Source organism: Streptomyces coryli, assembly GCF_011044975.1.
In the GTDB taxonomy this organism is placed as follows: domain Bacteria; phylum Actinomycetota; class Actinomycetes; order Streptomycetales; family Streptomycetaceae; genus Streptomyces; species Streptomyces coryli.
In genome coordinates this window covers 1-15,363 of the sequence record NZ_JAAKZV010000201.1, presented here as the reverse complement: position 1 = coordinate 15,363, position 15,363 = coordinate 1, and the positions used below count along the sequence as shown (strand labels likewise).

Below are 15,363 nucleotides of genomic sequence, written 5' to 3'. Positions count from 1 at the left end.
GGGTGGGAAAAACCGTCAGGCGCGCACCAGGGCCAGGGCCTCGTCCCGTACGCGCTCCATCGTGGCAGCGTTCCGCGCTTCCACGTTCAAGCGCAGCAGTGGTTCCGTGTTCGACGCGCGCAAGTTGAACCACCAGTCCGCCGACGTCACCGTCAGGCCGTCCAGTTCGTCGATCGTGACGCCCTCCCGGGTGCCGTACGCGGACTTCACCGCCGCGAGGCGGTCCGCCTGATCGGCCACCGTCGAGTTGATCTCGCCCGAGGCCGCGTAGCGGTCGTACTCCGCCGTCAGCTGCGACAGCGGGCCGTCCTGCTCGCCCAGGGCCGCCAGCACGTGCAGCGCCGCCAGCATCCCCGTGTCCGCGTTCCAGAAGTCGCGGAAGTAGTAGTGCGCCGAGTGCTCGCCGCCGAAGATGGCGCCGGTCTTGGCCATCTCCTCCTTGATGAAGGAGTGGCCGACCCGGGTACGGACGGGGGTGCCGCCGTTCTCCTTCACCACCTCCGGCACCGACCACGACGTGATCAGGTTGTGGATGACGATGCCCTTGCCGCCGTTCTTCGCCAGCTCGCGGCCCGCGACCAGGGCCGTGATCGCCGACGGGGACACCGGCTCGCCGCGCTCGTCCACCACGAAGCAGCGGTCCGCGTCGCCGTCGAAGGCGATGCCGGCGTCCGCGCCCTCCGCCCGGACCCGCTCCTGCAGGTCGACGATGTTCTTCGGATCGAGCGGGTTCGCCTCGTGGTTGGGGAAGCTGCCGTCCAGCTCGAAGTACATGGGGACGATGTCGATCGGGAGACCCGCGAAGACGGTCGGGACCGTGTGGCCGCCCATGCCGTTGCCCGCGTCCACCACCACCTTCAGCGGCCGCGACGACGACAGGTCCACCAGCGACCGCAGATGTGCCGCGTAATCCACCAGGGTGTCCCGCTGCGTGATCAGCCCGGGAGACGCCACCGCCGCCGGGCCGCCGCCGTCCGCCCACTGCTCCACCAGCGCCCGGATCTCGCCGAGTCCGGTGTCCTGGCCGACCGGCGCCGCGCCCGCCCGGCACATCTTGATGCCGTTGTACTGGGCGGGGTTGTGGGAGGCGGTGAACATCGCGCCCGGCAGATTCATGCTCCCGCTCGCGAAGTACAGCTGGTCCGTCGAGCACAGCCCGATCTCGGTCACCGCCGCGCCCTGGTCGGCCGCGCCGCGCGCGAAGGCGCGCGCCAGGCCGGGCGACGACGGCCGCATGTCATGGCCGACGACGATCGCGTCCGCGCCGGTCACCTGGACGAAGGCCGCGCCGAAGAGCTCCGCGAACGTCTCGTCCCAGTCATCGGGGACAACCCCGCGCACGTCGTAGGCCTTCACGATGCCCGACAGATCAGTCACGGCTGCCCTCCCGTAAGTCAATGTCCGGTACGAACACTAACCCGCGCGGGCGGCGATGAGGCGCCTCAGCCCTCCGGCGAGCGCAGCACCCGCAGATGGCCGCGGCGGGCGACCTCCATCGGGTCGGCCGTCCGCTCCGAGGGGGCGGCCATCCGCTCCGCCGAGCCTTCCCCAGCCTCCGGCCGGGGATGCCCCATGCCGCGGTGCGGGCGGGCGGCCTCGCGGACGGCGTTGGCGAGCGCCTCGAGATCGTCGCTGCTGTGCCGCGCCGGGCCCGGCGCGATGGCCAGCCGGACGACCTCCCAGCCGCGCGGGGCGGTCAGCCGCTCGGAGTGCTCGGTGCACAAGTCGTAGCAATGCGGCTCGGCATACGTGGCGAGCGGCCCGAGCACCGCCGTGGAATCGGCGTAGACGTACGTCAGCGTCGCAACGGCAGGACGGCCGCAGGCGGTGCGCGAACAGCGACGTACAGGGCTCACAGCGTTGGACGGTACCGCACTCCTGAGCGGGCCGCGACGACTCTTCACCACGTCACTCTGCCGTGTCGTTCCCGAGTTGCCGCCTCGGGCGCTTCGTGCTGCCCCCGCTGACCTGCACGGATCTTCCGCAGAACGGTCACACGATGACCACAGCTGGTCATCATGCGGAGCAAAAACCGTCAATACGTGTGAAATCCACGGTCTCTTGTCAGCCGCACCACGAGCAAAAGGAGGCCGGAAATGTTCACTCCGCGACATGCGCCACCAGTACAGAACCTGCGCGCAGCGCCGCATGAGAAGGCCCTCGGAGGGCTACGCTCATGATTGATGGACCACGCACAGGACCGGGCGGCATCCCGCACCGACGAATCACGGCCGCGCCGGCGCGACCGCCATGGCCGCGGCATGCGCGGGCCCGTAGCGCCGCCGCAGGTGCCGCTCGCGGTGACCCGCTCCGACGCGTTCATCGATCTCGTCCTCGACTCCGCGCAACGGCTGCAGCGGCGGCTGCCGCAGCTGTCCGAGGTGGAGTTCGGCGTACTGGACGTACCGCTGAAGGACAACGGGCAGGCGGACGGCGGCGCATGGGAGGACGACGACGCGGCCGTGCCGCTCGGGAGGGTCATCAAGGCCGTCCCCGAGCAGCATCCCGACCGCATCGTGGTCTACCGGCGCCCGGTGGAGATCCGCGCCAAGAACCGCGACGAGCGCGCGCTGCTGGTGCACGAGATCGTGGTCGAGCAGGTCGCCGAACTGCTGGGGCTCACCCCGGAGTCGGTCGACCCGCAGTACGGGCAGGACTGAGCGCTCAGTCCCGCCCGAGCACCGACAGGTCCGACTCCGCCTCCGGCACCGCCACCGTCGAGCCATCGTCCGGCAGGCCCTGCACGGTGAAGGACTTCGCCCCCGCCGTCTTCGACGTGAGCGTGCGCGACGCGTACACCGCACCGCCCGAGAGCTTCTCCACGGTCACCGCGAAGGCGCCCTTCAGGCCCGAAGGGGCGGGCGGGGTCACCGACATCGTCGTGCCCGGCTTGACGGTGTATGTCTTCTCGGCCGGTTCGCCGCCGCCGCTGCCCGCGGACGAGACGACCTTCACCTTCGCCGCCTTCTTGCCCGGCGCGGTCAGCGCCAGCGTGCTGCCCTTCGCCTGGCTTCCGGCCGCCGTTCCGCGCTCGCTGATCGCGCTCGTGGCCGGGATGAAGCCCAGTTCCTGCTCGCGGCCCTTGCCCCGGGTCACCCGTACCGCCGCGACGATCGGCGTGCCCCCGTCCGCGGTCGGCGTCAGCACCAGCGAGCCGGGCTCGCCCTTGGTGACGTCACCGAGGTCGACGGCCGCGGTCATGCCCGCCTTCACATGCAGGGTCTCGTGGCCCGCCGGGGCGATGCTGCTGGCCGGACCGGCCAGCCGCACCTTCACGTCCGCGTCGTCGGCGCCGGGCGCGTAGGCGACCAGACGCACCGAGGTGGCGTCCTCGGGGATGCCGGGGATCACCACCGACGGGGCCGGGGCGGCGGAGGCCTGCAGCCAGTCGCCGCCGAGCTTGGTGTCGGCCGCGCGCACGGCGGCGCCGATCCGGCCGGAGCGGGCGGTGACCTTCACGGCGAGGTTGGTCTGCGGCTCGTCGGTGAGGGTGGAGAGCAGCACCTCGGTGGAGGAGTGGGCGGGGATGGTGATGCCCTCGCCCGTACGGTTGCGCAGGGCGCCGGACTTGCCGTGCAGCTCGATGTCCACGACGGCCGGTTCCGCGTCGGGGTTGGCGAGCGTGACGTAGTCGTGCCGGTCCTTGTCGGTGGAGGCGCCGGGGAACCAGAACTCGGTGTCGGGCGCCGTGCACCGCGCCCCCGACAGGCCGCGCCCGTCGCCCGCGTCGATCTCGGAGGTCTGCTGCACCGTCCAGCCGGGCGCGAAGCCGCCGCCGGCCTGGCCGACGAGCGCGGGCGGCTGCTCGGCGCCGGTCTGCGCGACGACCGGCTTGCCGGGCTGCTTCAGCTCGGCGACGGCCTTGCCGCGCTTCGCGTCGTCGCCCGCCTTGCCGTCCGCGTCGTCGCGGGCGGCGGGCTTCAGCGCGGCGCTGCCCTTCTTGCCGTCACCGCTGGGGGTGAAGGAGGTGTACGTGCTCTCGCCGACGTCGGACCCGGCCGGCGCCGGGCACACCAGCGTGGCGCGCTCGACCGGGAGCCGCTTCGCCGCGGCGGGCGCGGTGTCCGCCCCGGCGTCGCCGTCGGGGACGGTGACCGCGGCCACGCCGGTGATCGCGGCCAGCGCGGCGCAAACGGCGGCAAGGGCAAGGGTGTTGCGGGTCATCGCTGCTGATCGCTTCCGTCGGTGGTGCCGTCCCCAGACGTGCCGAAGGCCTGGAAGTCGTACGCGGCCTGGTCCGGCTCGGGGTGCGCGTAGGCCTGGCCCTGCTCCGGCTGCGCGTACTCGGCGGAGGGCTGCGTGTAATAGCCCGGGTCGTAGTCGTAGCCGGTGCCGCCCTGCCCGTAATCGGGCTGCTGCTGGGCGCCGTACGGATCGGCGTAACCCGCGCTGTCCCAGGCGGCGTAGTCCGGCTGCTGCGGTACGGCCGCGGGCTCCGGCTGCGGGGCGTGCTCCGGTGCGGCGGGCACCTGCTCGCCGTCGCCGCCCGGCTGCGCCGCCGCGGCCGCGCGCAGCCGCCGGGCCCGCCGGCCCTCGCCGGCCACCGGCTCGGCCGGGACGGGAGCGGGGGCGGCCACCTCGGGCAGGTCGTCGTCGATCTCCCGCCGCCTGCCGGGCAGCGCGAGCACCAGCACGACCAGCGCCATGCCCGCCTGCGCCCAGACCCAGCCGGTGTGGCTGACCGGGGTGTCGTACGTGACGTCCAGCCGGCCGCCGGACGCGGGCAGTTCGAAGCCCTGCGCCCAGCCGTCGGCCTTGACCGGCTTCAGCGCCTTGCCGTCGAGGGTGGCCTGCCAGCCGCCGTCGAAGGAGTCGGCGAGCCGCAGCACCCGGCCGTCCGGGCCGCCCTTGATGTCGGTGTGCACGTCGACGGGACCGGCCGGCACGGCGGCCGGCGCCACCGCGGCGCCCGCCTCCTGGCCCGGGCCCGGCTTGCCGCCGGTGATGGTGACGCGGGAGACCTTGCGGTCGATGCGCCACAGGGCGCTGCCGTTCTGGTCGCTGAGCTTGGTGAGCCCGGTGGTGGTGTCCAGCACCCGGCCGAACTCCCGCACCGCGTCCTGCCGTACGAGCACGTACCGGACCGCGTAGTCGCCGAGGGCGGCGGTCTGGTCGGCGCCGGAGCCGGCGACGAGGTTCGCGACGGCGGCGGAGAGGCGGTCGTTCTGGCCCGCGCTCTCCGCGAGTTCGGCGTCGCCGAGGCGGGCGCCTGAGCCGCGGACGAGCGTGTAGCCGACCTCGCCGGGGGTGCCGTCGAGGACGAGGGTGCGCGGCTGGTCGGCCGTGTTCGCCTCCTCGGCGACGAACGCCGGCACCTGCGCCGGGTCGCGCCGCTCCAGCGGCCCGTCGGCGCCGCTCGCCATCCAGCCGGCGGCGAGCAGCAGCGGCCCGATCGCGCAGGCGGCGGCGATGAGCACGGCGACCGGCTGCCGCCAGCCGAAGGACTGCTCGGCGACCCGGTGCCGGGCCCCGTCGGCGCCGAGCACCGCGGCGGCCAGCAGCGCCGTTCCGTAGACGAGCGAGGCCGGTCCGGCCCAGGCCTCGCCTGCGCCGAGCGCGGCGAAGAGGAAGCCCGCGGCGGCGGCCGCCCAGGCGGTACGGACCGCGAGCTCGCGGTCGCCGCGCAGCAGGGCGGCGAGGGCGGCGAGCAGCACGCCGACGAGCAGGATGCCGCCGGCGCCGTTCGGCCCGCCGGGGGCGGCGAGCAGCAGGTCGGTCGCGGAGACGTCGGGGACGGCCCGGTCGAGCCCGGCCTCGCCGAAGAAGCGGGAGGGCGAGCCGAGCAGCTGCAGCGACCACGGGGCGAGCACCACCATCGGGGTGGCCAGCGCGGCCAGCAGCCGCAGCCCGTACGCCCCGAGCTGGCCGCGCCCGGTCGCGGCCCGGAAGCCGAGCACGGCGGCGGCGAGCACGAGCGCGATCGGCCAGACGACCGGGGTGAAGGCGGTGGTGATCGTCAGCAGCAGCGCGTACGCCCAGGCGGGCCGCCACGCGGGCCGCGCGGACTCCCGGCGCAGTCCGCTGGCCGCGACCGCCACGCGGGCGATCAGCGGCAGCAGGATGGCCAGCACGCAGGTGCCGAGCCGGCCGCCGGCGAGGGCGCCGGTGGTGGCGGGCAGGAAGGCGTAGGCGACGCTGCCCCATGCGCGCAGCAGCCGGGAGGGCAGCAGCGGCCGGGAGGCGAAGTACGCGGTCAGCCCGGCCAGCGGCACCGAGCAGACGAGCAGCAGCGTGAGCGCGAAGTTCGTGGATCCGAAGAGCACGGTGGCCAGGGAGGCGAGTACCGCGAGATACGGCGGCGCGGCCTCGGTGCCGCCGACCCCGAGCGGATGCCAGGCGTCCACGTACCGCGACCACAGCTCGCCCGCCCCGTCCGGCGCCGGCAGCAGCGCGCCGCCCATGAGCGACCCGCCGCCGAGCAGCGCCCGGCAGGCGATCAGCGAGGCGAGCAGCAGCACGGCGAAGAGCACCGGACCCGGCTTGCGGGCGACCCGCTTCACCCGGGCGAACTGCTCGACCTCGAGAAAGTCGGCCTCGTCGTCCCCGGGCCCGGTCTCGACGGCCCCGTGCCGCCCGCCGCCGGAGCGGTCCTCCTCGGCCTTCCCGCTGAAGTTGCTGAGCACCTGCTCGAAGGTGACCCGCACGGTCGCGCCGCGCCGCGGGAAGAGCGGCTTGAGCTCGCTCGGCGGCACATTCGGCCGCCCCCGCCGGCGCCGCGCGGAGATGATCCGGTGCGGCCGCAGCAGTACGGACCCCAGCCCGGCGATCTCGTCGAGGGCCTGCCGCGGGACCTTGCCCACCAGGTAGGCGATGGTGCGCAGCAGGGTGCCGAGGATCAGCCGGAAGGCGATCCAGGGCAGCTTGCCCGCGGGTGAGTTGGCCAGCAGCGCGTACGCGGCGCCGGCCTTGTCGACGCGGTGCGGGCTGGCGCCCTTGGCGCGGCCGCGGCCGATGCAGTCGATGGAGCGCCGCTCGCGGGCGGCCGCCTCGGCGTGCCGCATGACGGCGTCGGGGGCGATCAGCACCCGGTGCCCGGCCTGGCGGGCGCGCCAGCACAGGTCGACGTCGTCGCGCATCAGCGGCAGCCGCTGGTCGAAGCCGCCGAGCTGCTCGTAGACATCGCGCCGGATCAGCATCCCGGCGGTGGACACGGACAACACGTCGCGGACGCCGTCGTGCTGCCCCTGGTCCTGCTCGCGCCGGTCGATGCCGGTCCAGCGGCGGCCGGAGTTGGCGATGGAGACGCCGGTCTCGAGCAGCTGCCGGCGGTCGTACCAGCCGCGCAGCTTGGGCCCGACGACGGTGGCCGACGGCGTGGCGGCGGCGACCCGCAGCAGGTTCTGCAGCGTGCCCGGCTCCGGGGCGGCGTCGTCGTGCAGCAGCCACAGCCACTGCACGGGCTCGCCGTACGGCAGCTCGGGCATGTCGTACGCCTCGTCGTGCCAGGTCCTGGTGACCGGGTCCCAGCCGCTGGGGCGGCGGAGATACGGCAGTTGATCCGGGCCGAGCGGTCCTGCCGTACGGGCGGCCTCGTCGACGGCCGCGCCGAAGGAGGTGCGGCGGGCGAGGTGCAGGATCCGCTCGGCGCCGAGCGACTCGGCCAGGATGCGGGCGGAGCCGTCGGCGGAACCGGTGTCGGCTGCGATGACGTTCTGGACCGGCCGCTGCTGGGCAGCGATACCGGCGAGCACATCGGGCAGCCAGCGCTCGCCGTCGTGCGAGACGAGCACGGCGGTGACGACGTGCTGCGGCAGCTCGGGGGCCGCCGCTGATTCGCCTGCTGGGGGCGCTGCGTTTGGCGTGGACATCGGTCCTCTTTGGGGGACGTGCTGCGGACGGCCACCCACACTAACGGCCGGTACGCCTCCCCTGTGCCGCGCTTGGGGAGACGTACCGGCCGTTATGCAGCGCTATGTGGTGTACGGGACTACAGCGCCGCCTTCTTCAGCCGCCGGCGCTCGCGCTCCGAGAGACCGCCCCAGATGCCGAAGCGCTCGTCGTTGGCGAGGGCGTATTCGAGGCACTCGGAGCGGACCTCGCAGGCGAGGCACACCTTCTTCGCCTCGCGGGTGGAGCCGCCCTTCTCCGGGAAGAAGGATTCAGGATCCGTCTGGGCGCAGAGCGCGCGCTCCTGCCAGCCGAGCTCCTCGTCCGTCTCATCGACCAGCACGTGCTCGAACAGCTCGGTCATGTGCGCGCCCCTCGCTTGCCTCTGTGCTTCCCCGTGATGCCGTCGTTATCGAATTGCCCGGACGACACGAGTGAAATTACAAGTGCGTCACTCCGGGCCAGTCAAGCCGGGATCTGCTATTGGACCCCTTATTCACCCTGCGGAACCAAGCCCTCACGAAAAGTGTTCATATCGGTCGAAACCATGACACTCCCATAGGGCCCCGAGTCGGCCGTCGCCCTTATGGAGGACTGACGAACGGAACGGCGATCCCGTTGCAACCCGCGCACGGAAGCGAAAAGGATCACAGTCGCATCACAGAACGGCAACGGCGTACGCGGGTCGATGAAGCCGCATCTCCCTCTCCAACGAGCTGCCAAAACCTTTCGCCTCGGGGGGCAACCGGAAGGGGTGAATCGTACGGAGCAAACCGGACATCAGGTTGACATCCGGTCCCGGACACGCTCTGCTAGGCGTCATGTTTGGTACGCGCGCCACGCGCCGCTGTTGTAGCTGTCGCAGCTCTCTCTGAGCTCCAGCTCCAGCCCGCCCTGCCCGCCAAGCACCACCTCCCGGAAATCAGCGCATCCGACATGCTCAGCGACGCCTCGCTTCCCCAGCTCAGCGACATCTCCATCGCCGGCGACCCGCTCGCCCTCCCGCACCTGCTGCCCGCGGAGCCGGCCCACCCCGCCACCGTCGCCGGCTTCGCCGGCCTCGCCCGGACGATCGCGGCCGACCGCGACCGCTGGGCGCCGCTGGTCGCGTACGACCCGACCACCCGCTGGTACCACCGCCTGCAGACCGGCCCCGGCTACGAGGTCTGGCTGCTCAGCTGGCTGCCGGGGCAGGGCACCGGGGCACATGACCACGGCCCGTCGTCCGGCGTACTCACGGTGCTCGAGGGGGAGTTGACCGAAACCGCGGGCGCGGCCCGGCGCAACCTCACGCCCGGCGCGCAGCGCGTCTTCGCGCCCGGGTACGTACACGAGGTGGTCAACGCCGCGCTGACGCCGGCCGTGAGCCTGCACGTCTACTACCCCGGCCTGACCGAGATGCCGATGCACACGACCACTCCCGATGCGGCCCTGACAGACTGGGCCGCATGCAACAGCGTGCATCTCGCATAGTCGTCCTGGCCGGGGGCATCGGCGGCGCCCGCTTTCTGCGCGGCCTGCAGCAGGCCGCGCCCGACGCCGACATCACCGTCATCGGGAACACCGGCGACGACATCCACCTCTTCGGGCTGAAGGTCTGTCCCGACCTCGACACCGTCATGTACACCCTGGGCGGCGGCATCCACGAGGGGCAGGGCTGGGGCCGCGCCGACGAGACCTTCGCGGTGAAGGACGAGCTGAAGGCGTACGGGGTCGGGCCCGAGTGGTTCGGCCTCGGCGACCGGGACTTCGCCACCCACATCGTCCGGACCCAGATGCTGGCCGCGGGCTATCCGCTCTCCGCCGTCACCGAGGCGCTGTGCGAGCGCTGGCAGCCGGGCGTACGGCTGCTGCCGATGTCCGACGACCGCGTGGAGACGCACGTGGCCGTGGAGGTCGACGGCGAGCGCAAGGCGGTGCACTTCCAGGAGTACTGGGTGCGGCTGCGCGCCTCCGTACCGGCCGAGGCCATCGTGCCCGTCGGCGCGGACCAGGCGAAGCCCGCGCCCGGCGTGCTGGAGGCCATCGCCGACGCCGACGTGATCCTCTTCCCGCCGTCCAACCCGGTCGTCTCCGTCGGCACCATCCTCGCCGTCCCCGGCATCCGCGAGGCGATCGCCGACGCGGGCGTGCCGGTGGTCGGCCTGTCGCCGATCGTCGGCGACGCGCCCGTACGCGGCATGGCCGACAAGGTCCTGGCCGCGGTCGGCGTGGAGTCCACCGCCTCCGCCGTGGCGCTGCATTACGGGTCCGGGCTGATCGACGGCTGGCTCGTCGACGAGGTCGACGCGGGCCATGTGGGGCCGGTCGAGGAGGCCGGGATCCGCTGTCGGGCGGTGCCGCTGATGATGACGGACACGGACGCGTCGGCGCGGATGGCGGCTGAGGCCCTTGCGCTGGCCGAGGAGGTACGCGCTGTATGAGCGGCTACCGGGTCTGGGCGCTGCCCGGCATCCCCGAGGTGCGGCCGGGCGATGACCTGGTGGAGCTGATCGCGGCGACCTCACCCGAGCTGGCCGACGGCGACATCCTGCTGGTCACGTCGAAGATCGTGAGCAAGGCCGAGGGCCGTATCGTCCGGGCCGACGACCGCGAGGCGGCGATCGACGCCGAGGCGGTACGGGTGGTGGCCCGGCGCGGGCCGACCCGGATCGTGGAGACCCGCAGCGGGCTGGTGATGGCGGCGGCCGGGGTCGACGCCTCGAATACGCCGCCCGGCACGATCCTGCTCCTCCCCGAGGACCCGGACGCCTCGGCGCGCGCCCTGCGCGACGGGCTCCAGGAGGCGCTCGGCGTCGAGATCGGCGTGATCGTCACCGACACCTTCGGGCGCCCCTGGCGCAACGGCCTCACCGACGTCGGCATCGGCGCCGCGGGCGTGCAGGTGCTGGACGATCTGCGCGGCGGCGAGGACTCCTTCGGCAATCCGCTCGGCGTCACGGTCGTGGCGACGGCGGATGAGCTGGCCGCGGCGGGTGAGCTGGTGAAGGGCAAGGCGGACGGGCTGCCGGTGGCCGTCGTCCGCGGCCTCGGGCACCTGGTCGAGGACGGCTCCGAGGGGGCGAAGGCCCTGGTGCGGGACGCCGCCCAGGACATGTTCCGGCTCGGCACCTCCGAGGCGGTACGGGAGGCGGTGACGCAGCGCAGGACCGTGCGGGAGTTCACGGCAGAGCCCGTGGACCCGGCCGCGGTGCGCCGCGCGGTGTCCGCGGCGGTGACCGCCCCGGCGCCGCACCACACCACGCCGTGGCGGTTCGTGCTGCTGGAGTCCGCGTCGGTCCGTACCAAACTCCTGGACGCGATGCGCGAGGCCTGGATCGAGGACCTCCGGGAGCTGTCCGGCTTCACGGAGGAGTCGATCGCCAAGCGGATCCGCCGCGGTGACTTCCTGCGTGACGCGCCGTATCTCGTCGTGCCCTGCCTGGAGACCTCCGGCGCGCATACGTATCCGGACGGCCGCCGGAACGCCGCCGAGCGCGAGATGTTCGTCGTCGCGATGGGCGCCGGCGTGCAGAACCTGCTCGTCGCGCTCGCGGGCGAGGGGCTGGGCTCGGCGTGGGTGTCCTCGACGATGTTCTGCCGCGATGTGGTCCGCGAGGTGCTGGACCTCCCGGCAGGCTGGGACCCGATGGGCACCGTGGCGGTGGGCCACGCGGCTGCTCCCCCGCGCGAGCGTCCCGGCCGGCCGGCCGAGGACTTCATCGAGATCCGCTGACGCGGGCACCGCTCAGGAAGGCGACCCATGGCACTCTTCGGCAACGCCCACGCGATAGACCCGGCGACGGCCCAGCAGGACTACGCCCGGCTGCTCGGGCACGGTGAGCAGGTGCACGCGGCGTATCTGCTGATACGGGACACGATGCTGTTCACCGACCGGCGGCTGGTGCTGATCGACAAGCAGGGGCTGACCGGCAAGAAGGTCGAGTACCACTCGGTCCCGTACAAGAGCATCACGCACTTCGCCGTCGAGACCGCCGGGCACTTCGACCTGGACGCCGAGCTGAAGATCTGGCTCTCCGGCACGCATGAGCCGCTGCAGAAGACCTTCACCAAGGGCGTCGACATCTACGAGGTGCAGGCGATCCTGACGCAGTTCGTCGCACGATAGCTGCGTGATCGTCGAGCGCGCCTACGTCCGGGACCTCCACCGCGACGAGGACGAGTGGCCCTGGACCGTGCCCTGCGTACGGGCGCTGACCGCGGACGGCCTGCGCTTCACCACCCCGGTGACCTTCCACGTCGGCGAGAACGGCTCCGGCAAGTCAACGCGCTTCGAGCCGGACACCGTCAGCCATGGCGAGGGCTTTCTGGCCGCCTTCCGGGGGAAGTTCCTGCAGCGCGGGCTCTGACCAGTTGGCGCAGGCCGGCGCCCAGGTCGTGTGCGCCTGCTCAGAGGGCGGCGATGTCCCAGATTTGGCGCTTTGGTTCGCGGCGGGGGGGCATCGTGCCGCCGAGGGTGATGTAGCGGGTGGCGCGGTGGCGCTGGGACTGGGTGGCGTAGGGCTCGAGGAGTTCCAGCATGCGGGGGTCGTCGGCGTCCCGTTCGCCCGCGAGGGAGTAGCCGACCATGCGCGGCAGGTGGAGGTCGCCGACCGTGACCGCGTCCGGGGCGCCGATGACCCGCTGCAGCGTCTCGGCCGCCGTCCACGGGCCGATGCCGGAGACCAGTTGCAGGCGGCGCGAGGCCGCGGCCTCGTCCATCGCCGCCGCCTCCTCCAGGCGGGGGGCGACCCGGGCGGCCCGTACCGCCGTGTCCGAGCGCTTGGCGTCGACGCCCGCGCGATGCCATTCCCAGGACGGGATCCTGGCCCAGCCCCGCGGATCCGGCATCACCCGCAGCCGCGGCGCGCCCTCCGCCGGGCCCGGCGCCGGTTCGCCGTGCCGCCACAGGAGCAGGCGCCAGGCGCGGTAGGCCTCGTCGGTGGTGACCTTCTGCTCCAGGATCGAGGGGATCAGCGACTCCAGCACCAGGCCCGTACGGACCAGGCGGATGCCGGGATTGCGCAGCCAGGCGCGGGCAACGACCTTGTGGCGCGGGGCGAATGCCTCCGGCTCGTCCTCGACGCCGAGCAGGGCGGGCAGCTGCTCCAGCAGCCACTCCGCCCCAGGGCCCCAGGCCTCGGCCTCGATCGCCCCGGCCGCCGCGTCGGTACGGATCCGCAGCGTGCCGGCCCCGGCCGGCGTACGACTCGATCGCCAGACCGCGCCCCCGGCGACCCGGTAGGCGGGGTCGCCGGGGCCGCGCTGCAGGACGCGCAGCGAGCGGCGGAGGTCGTACGGGCCGGGAGGCACGACGCGACGGCGGAGCGGGGTGGCCATGACTGCGGCAGGCTATCGCCTTCCGCCGACAGGCCGTGGCAGCTCCGTCACCTCCGTCCCTGGAGATGCGCCGAGCTCGTCCGGGCCGCGCCGAGGCGCGCGTACAGCCGCCCGCCCGGGCACTCCGTCACGAAGCCGTCCCGGTGGCCCGAGATGACGCTCATGGTGACCTTCCGGCCCTTCGGGTACTTGTTGCCGCCGCCCGAGGTGAGCGTCACCTTGCCGGCCGGGTTGCGGCCGAAGAGGCCCAGCTTCCAGGCGGTCAGCCGGGCGACCGCGTTCTCCGCCGCCTTCGGGACCGAGGCGCTGTCGTAGGTGCCGATGACGGCGACGCCCATGCTGTTCTGGTTGAAGCCGTACGTGTGCGCGCCCTGCACCGCCCGCGTCACGCCGCCCGACCGGCCCTCGAAGATCCGGCCGCACTTGTCGACGGCGAAGTTGTAGCCGAAGTCGTCCCAGCCCTGGGACTTCACGTGATAGCGGTAGATGCTCCGCATCACCGCGGGCGACTGCGAGCAGGAGTAGCCGTTGCCGGTGACGGTGTGGTGCACGAAGGCGGCCTTGACCGTCGACGTGTAGTGCAGGTGCTTCTTGATCAGCAGCTGCTTCGCGCCCCACCCGCTGCGGGTGGTGATGCGCGGCCGCGGGCCGATGAACGGCCGCCCCGCCATCTTCTCGGTCTCCGCCTTGCTCAGCGCCGGCAGCTCAGCGGGCCCCGGGGCCCGTACCGCCGCCTGTCCGGCACCGCCCGCGCGGTCGCCCGGCTCGGCGCCGGGCGAGACCAGCTCCACCCGCAGCCCCTTCGGCAGCGCGGGCCGCGCCTTGTCGGTGGGATCGCCGGGCAGCACCCGCACCTGCACGGCGTCGCTCTCCCCCACCCACAGCGGGGCGGTGGCGCCGCGCGCGCCGGGGCCCGAGCCCTCGGCGCTGCCCGGGTCGGGGGCGTCCTCGGTGTGCCCGTGCAGGTCCTGCCAGCCGGTCCAGTCCCCGGAGTCCCGCTCCCGGGTACGGACCTGGGCCCGGGCCTGAAGGTGCGCGGCCGGGTCGTCCCAGATGACGCCGACGAGGGAGAAGGGCCGTACGTCCCGCGGCTTGAGGCCCATGCCCGCACCGGGGGCGCGGTCGGTGGCGAGCGGGTTCAGCGGCAGCGACTGGGTTCCGCCGGGGAGTTGGTCCTCGGCGGCGGCGACGGTCGTAGCGGGAGACGCGGATACGGCGGCCGGAGCGAGGAGGGCGGTGGCGGCCGTAACGGCGCAAAGCCCTATGGAGGAAGCGAGTAGAGTGCGCATGCCTGAATCCTCCGCAGATACACGTAAATCTGTCTATTCGTCAGCTTCCAACTGGAGTACGGGTACGCTGCCGCTGATGACTGCCACCCCGTACTCGCTGCTGACGTCGGCGCTCGCCGCGAACCCGACGCACCCGCTGATCACGTACTACGACGACACCACCGGCGAACGCGTCGAGCTGTCCGCCGTCACCACCGCCAACTGGGTCGCCAAGACCGCGAACCTGCTCCAGGGCGAGCTGGCCGCGGAGCCCGGCGACCGCGCCGCGATCCTGCTGCCCGCGCACTGGCAGACCGCCGTCTGGCTGCTCGCCTGCTCGGCCACCGGCGTCGTGGCCGACGTGGGCGGCGACCCGAAGTCCGCCGACCTGGTGATCGCCGGGCCGGACGCCCTCGGCCCCGGCCGCGCCTGCTCCGGCGAGCGCATCGCCCTCGGCCTCCGCCCGCTGGGCGCCCGCTTCCCGGCGCCGCCGGAGGGCTATCGCGACTACGCGGTGGAGGTCCCGGGCCAGCCGGACGACTTCGCGCCGTTCTCGCCGGTGGACCCGGGCTCCCCGGCGCTCGCCGTCGCCGGCGAGGAGCTCACGGGTGCCGAGGCCGCGGCCCGCGCGGCCGCGGACGCCTCCGAACTCGGCCTCGCGAACGGCTCCCGCCTCCTCTCCGCCCGCCCCTGGGACTCCTGGCCGGGCCTCTCCGCGGGCCTGCTGGCCCCGCTCGCCGCCCACGGCTCCGTGGTCCTGTGCCCGCACCTGGACCGGCTCGAAGGGGCCGCCCTGGAGAAGCGGCACACGGACGAGCGGGTCACACACGTGGCCTGACCCGCCGCCCGTCACCCGACCGGCCGACAGCAGGAACGACCCCGCGCCGGCGGCAAACCCGCAGGTAGAAGGCCTAAACCCGCCGCCGTTCAGGTGGCGCCCCCACCTCCC

General features: G+C 73.3%; 13 protein-coding genes and 1 pseudogene. 7 read left to right on the top strand and 7 right to left on the bottom strand.

The features are described from left to right. Nucleotides 1-15: 15 nt before the first annotated feature. Entirely contained in the window at nt 16-1,377 is a 1,362-nt protein-coding gene (locus G5C51_RS31430) for a phosphomannomutase/phosphoglucomutase (RefSeq protein ID WP_165242310.1), read from the bottom strand. A 65-nt stretch (nt 1,378-1,442) separates the two neighbouring features. Continuing rightward, a complete protein-coding gene (locus G5C51_RS31425) occupies nt 1,443-1,904 on the bottom strand; it encodes a DUF3499 family protein (protein ID WP_165242308.1) in 462 nt (153 codons plus the stop codon). 279 nt (nt 1,905-2,183) lie between these two features. Between G5C51_RS31425 and G5C51_RS31420 the strand changes: the two genes are divergently transcribed. Continuing rightward, entirely contained in the window at nt 2,184-2,660 is a 477-nt protein-coding gene (locus tag G5C51_RS31420) for a metallopeptidase family protein (RefSeq protein ID WP_165242306.1), read from the top strand. A 4-nt stretch (nt 2,661-2,664) separates the two neighbouring features. Here G5C51_RS31420 and G5C51_RS31415 read toward each other — a convergent pair whose 3' ends face one another. The 3 genes from G5C51_RS31415 to G5C51_RS31405 all read right to left on the bottom strand — a co-directional run bounded on the left by G5C51_RS31415 (nt 2,665) and on the right by G5C51_RS31405 (nt 8,191). Then, entirely contained in the window at nt 2,665-4,164 is a 1,500-nt protein-coding gene (locus G5C51_RS31415; RefSeq protein ID WP_165242304.1) for a DUF5719 family protein, read from the bottom strand. Next, complete coding sequence (locus G5C51_RS31410; RefSeq protein ID WP_165242302.1) at nt 4,161-7,808, bottom strand: glycosyltransferase family 2 protein; 3,648 nt, start codon at nt 7,806-7,808, stop codon at nt 4,161-4,163. The genes G5C51_RS31415 and G5C51_RS31410 overlap by 4 nt, the downstream gene beginning before the upstream one ends. A 119-nt stretch (nt 7,809-7,927) precedes the next feature. Next, a complete protein-coding gene (locus G5C51_RS31405; RefSeq protein ID WP_165242300.1) occupies nt 7,928-8,191 on the bottom strand; it encodes a WhiB family transcriptional regulator in 264 nt (87 codons plus the stop codon). Between the two features lie 572 nt (nt 8,192-8,763). Between G5C51_RS31405 and G5C51_RS31400 the strand changes: the two genes are divergently transcribed. The 5 genes and pseudogenes from G5C51_RS31400 to G5C51_RS31380 form a co-directional block, all read left to right on the top strand. Continuing rightward, complete coding sequence (locus G5C51_RS31400) at nt 8,764-9,300, top strand: cysteine dioxygenase (protein ID WP_165242298.1); 537 nt, start codon at nt 8,764-8,766, stop codon at nt 9,298-9,300. Then, nucleotides 9,276-10,250 carry a 2-phospho-L-lactate transferase gene (gene cofD / locus G5C51_RS31395; protein WP_165242296.1) on the top strand — a complete coding sequence of 325 codons (975 nt, stop codon included), beginning with the start codon at nt 9,276-9,278 and terminating at the stop codon, nt 10,248-10,250. The genes G5C51_RS31400 and cofD overlap by 25 nt, the downstream gene beginning before the upstream one ends. Continuing rightward, a complete protein-coding gene (locus G5C51_RS31390) occupies nt 10,247-11,542 on the top strand; it encodes a coenzyme F420-0:L-glutamate ligase (RefSeq protein WP_165242294.1) in 1,296 nt (431 codons plus the stop codon). The genes cofD and G5C51_RS31390 overlap by 4 nt, the downstream gene beginning before the upstream one ends. Nucleotides 11,543-11,569: 27 nt before the next feature. Then, nucleotides 11,570-11,935 (top strand): PH domain-containing protein, encoded by a 366-nt coding sequence (locus G5C51_RS31385; protein ID WP_165242292.1) that lies wholly within the window; start codon nt 11,570-11,572, stop codon nt 11,933-11,935. A gap of 4 nt (nt 11,936-11,939) precedes the next feature. Next, a pseudogene (locus G5C51_RS31380) lies at nt 11,940-12,173 on the top strand (hypothetical protein); the annotation flags it as partial. Nucleotides 12,174-12,216: 43 nt separating this feature from the next. On the opposite strand, the gene G5C51_RS31375 reads toward G5C51_RS31380, so the two are convergent. Continuing rightward, nucleotides 12,217-13,146, bottom strand: coding sequence for a DNA-3-methyladenine glycosylase family protein (locus G5C51_RS31375; RefSeq protein WP_165242290.1), 930 nt, complete (start codon nt 13,144-13,146; stop codon nt 12,217-12,219). Between the two features lie 47 nt (nt 13,147-13,193). Next, nucleotides 13,194-14,435 (bottom strand): N-acetylmuramoyl-L-alanine amidase, encoded by a 1,242-nt coding sequence (locus G5C51_RS31370; protein ID WP_165242288.1) that lies wholly within the window; start codon nt 14,433-14,435, stop codon nt 13,194-13,196. Nucleotides 14,436-14,511: 76 nt separating this feature from the next. Between G5C51_RS31370 and G5C51_RS31365 the strand changes: the two genes are divergently transcribed. After that, complete coding sequence (locus G5C51_RS31365) at nt 14,512-15,252, top strand: TIGR03089 family protein (protein WP_165242286.1); 741 nt, start codon at nt 14,512-14,514, stop codon at nt 15,250-15,252. Nucleotides 15,253-15,363 lie beyond the last annotated feature (111 nt).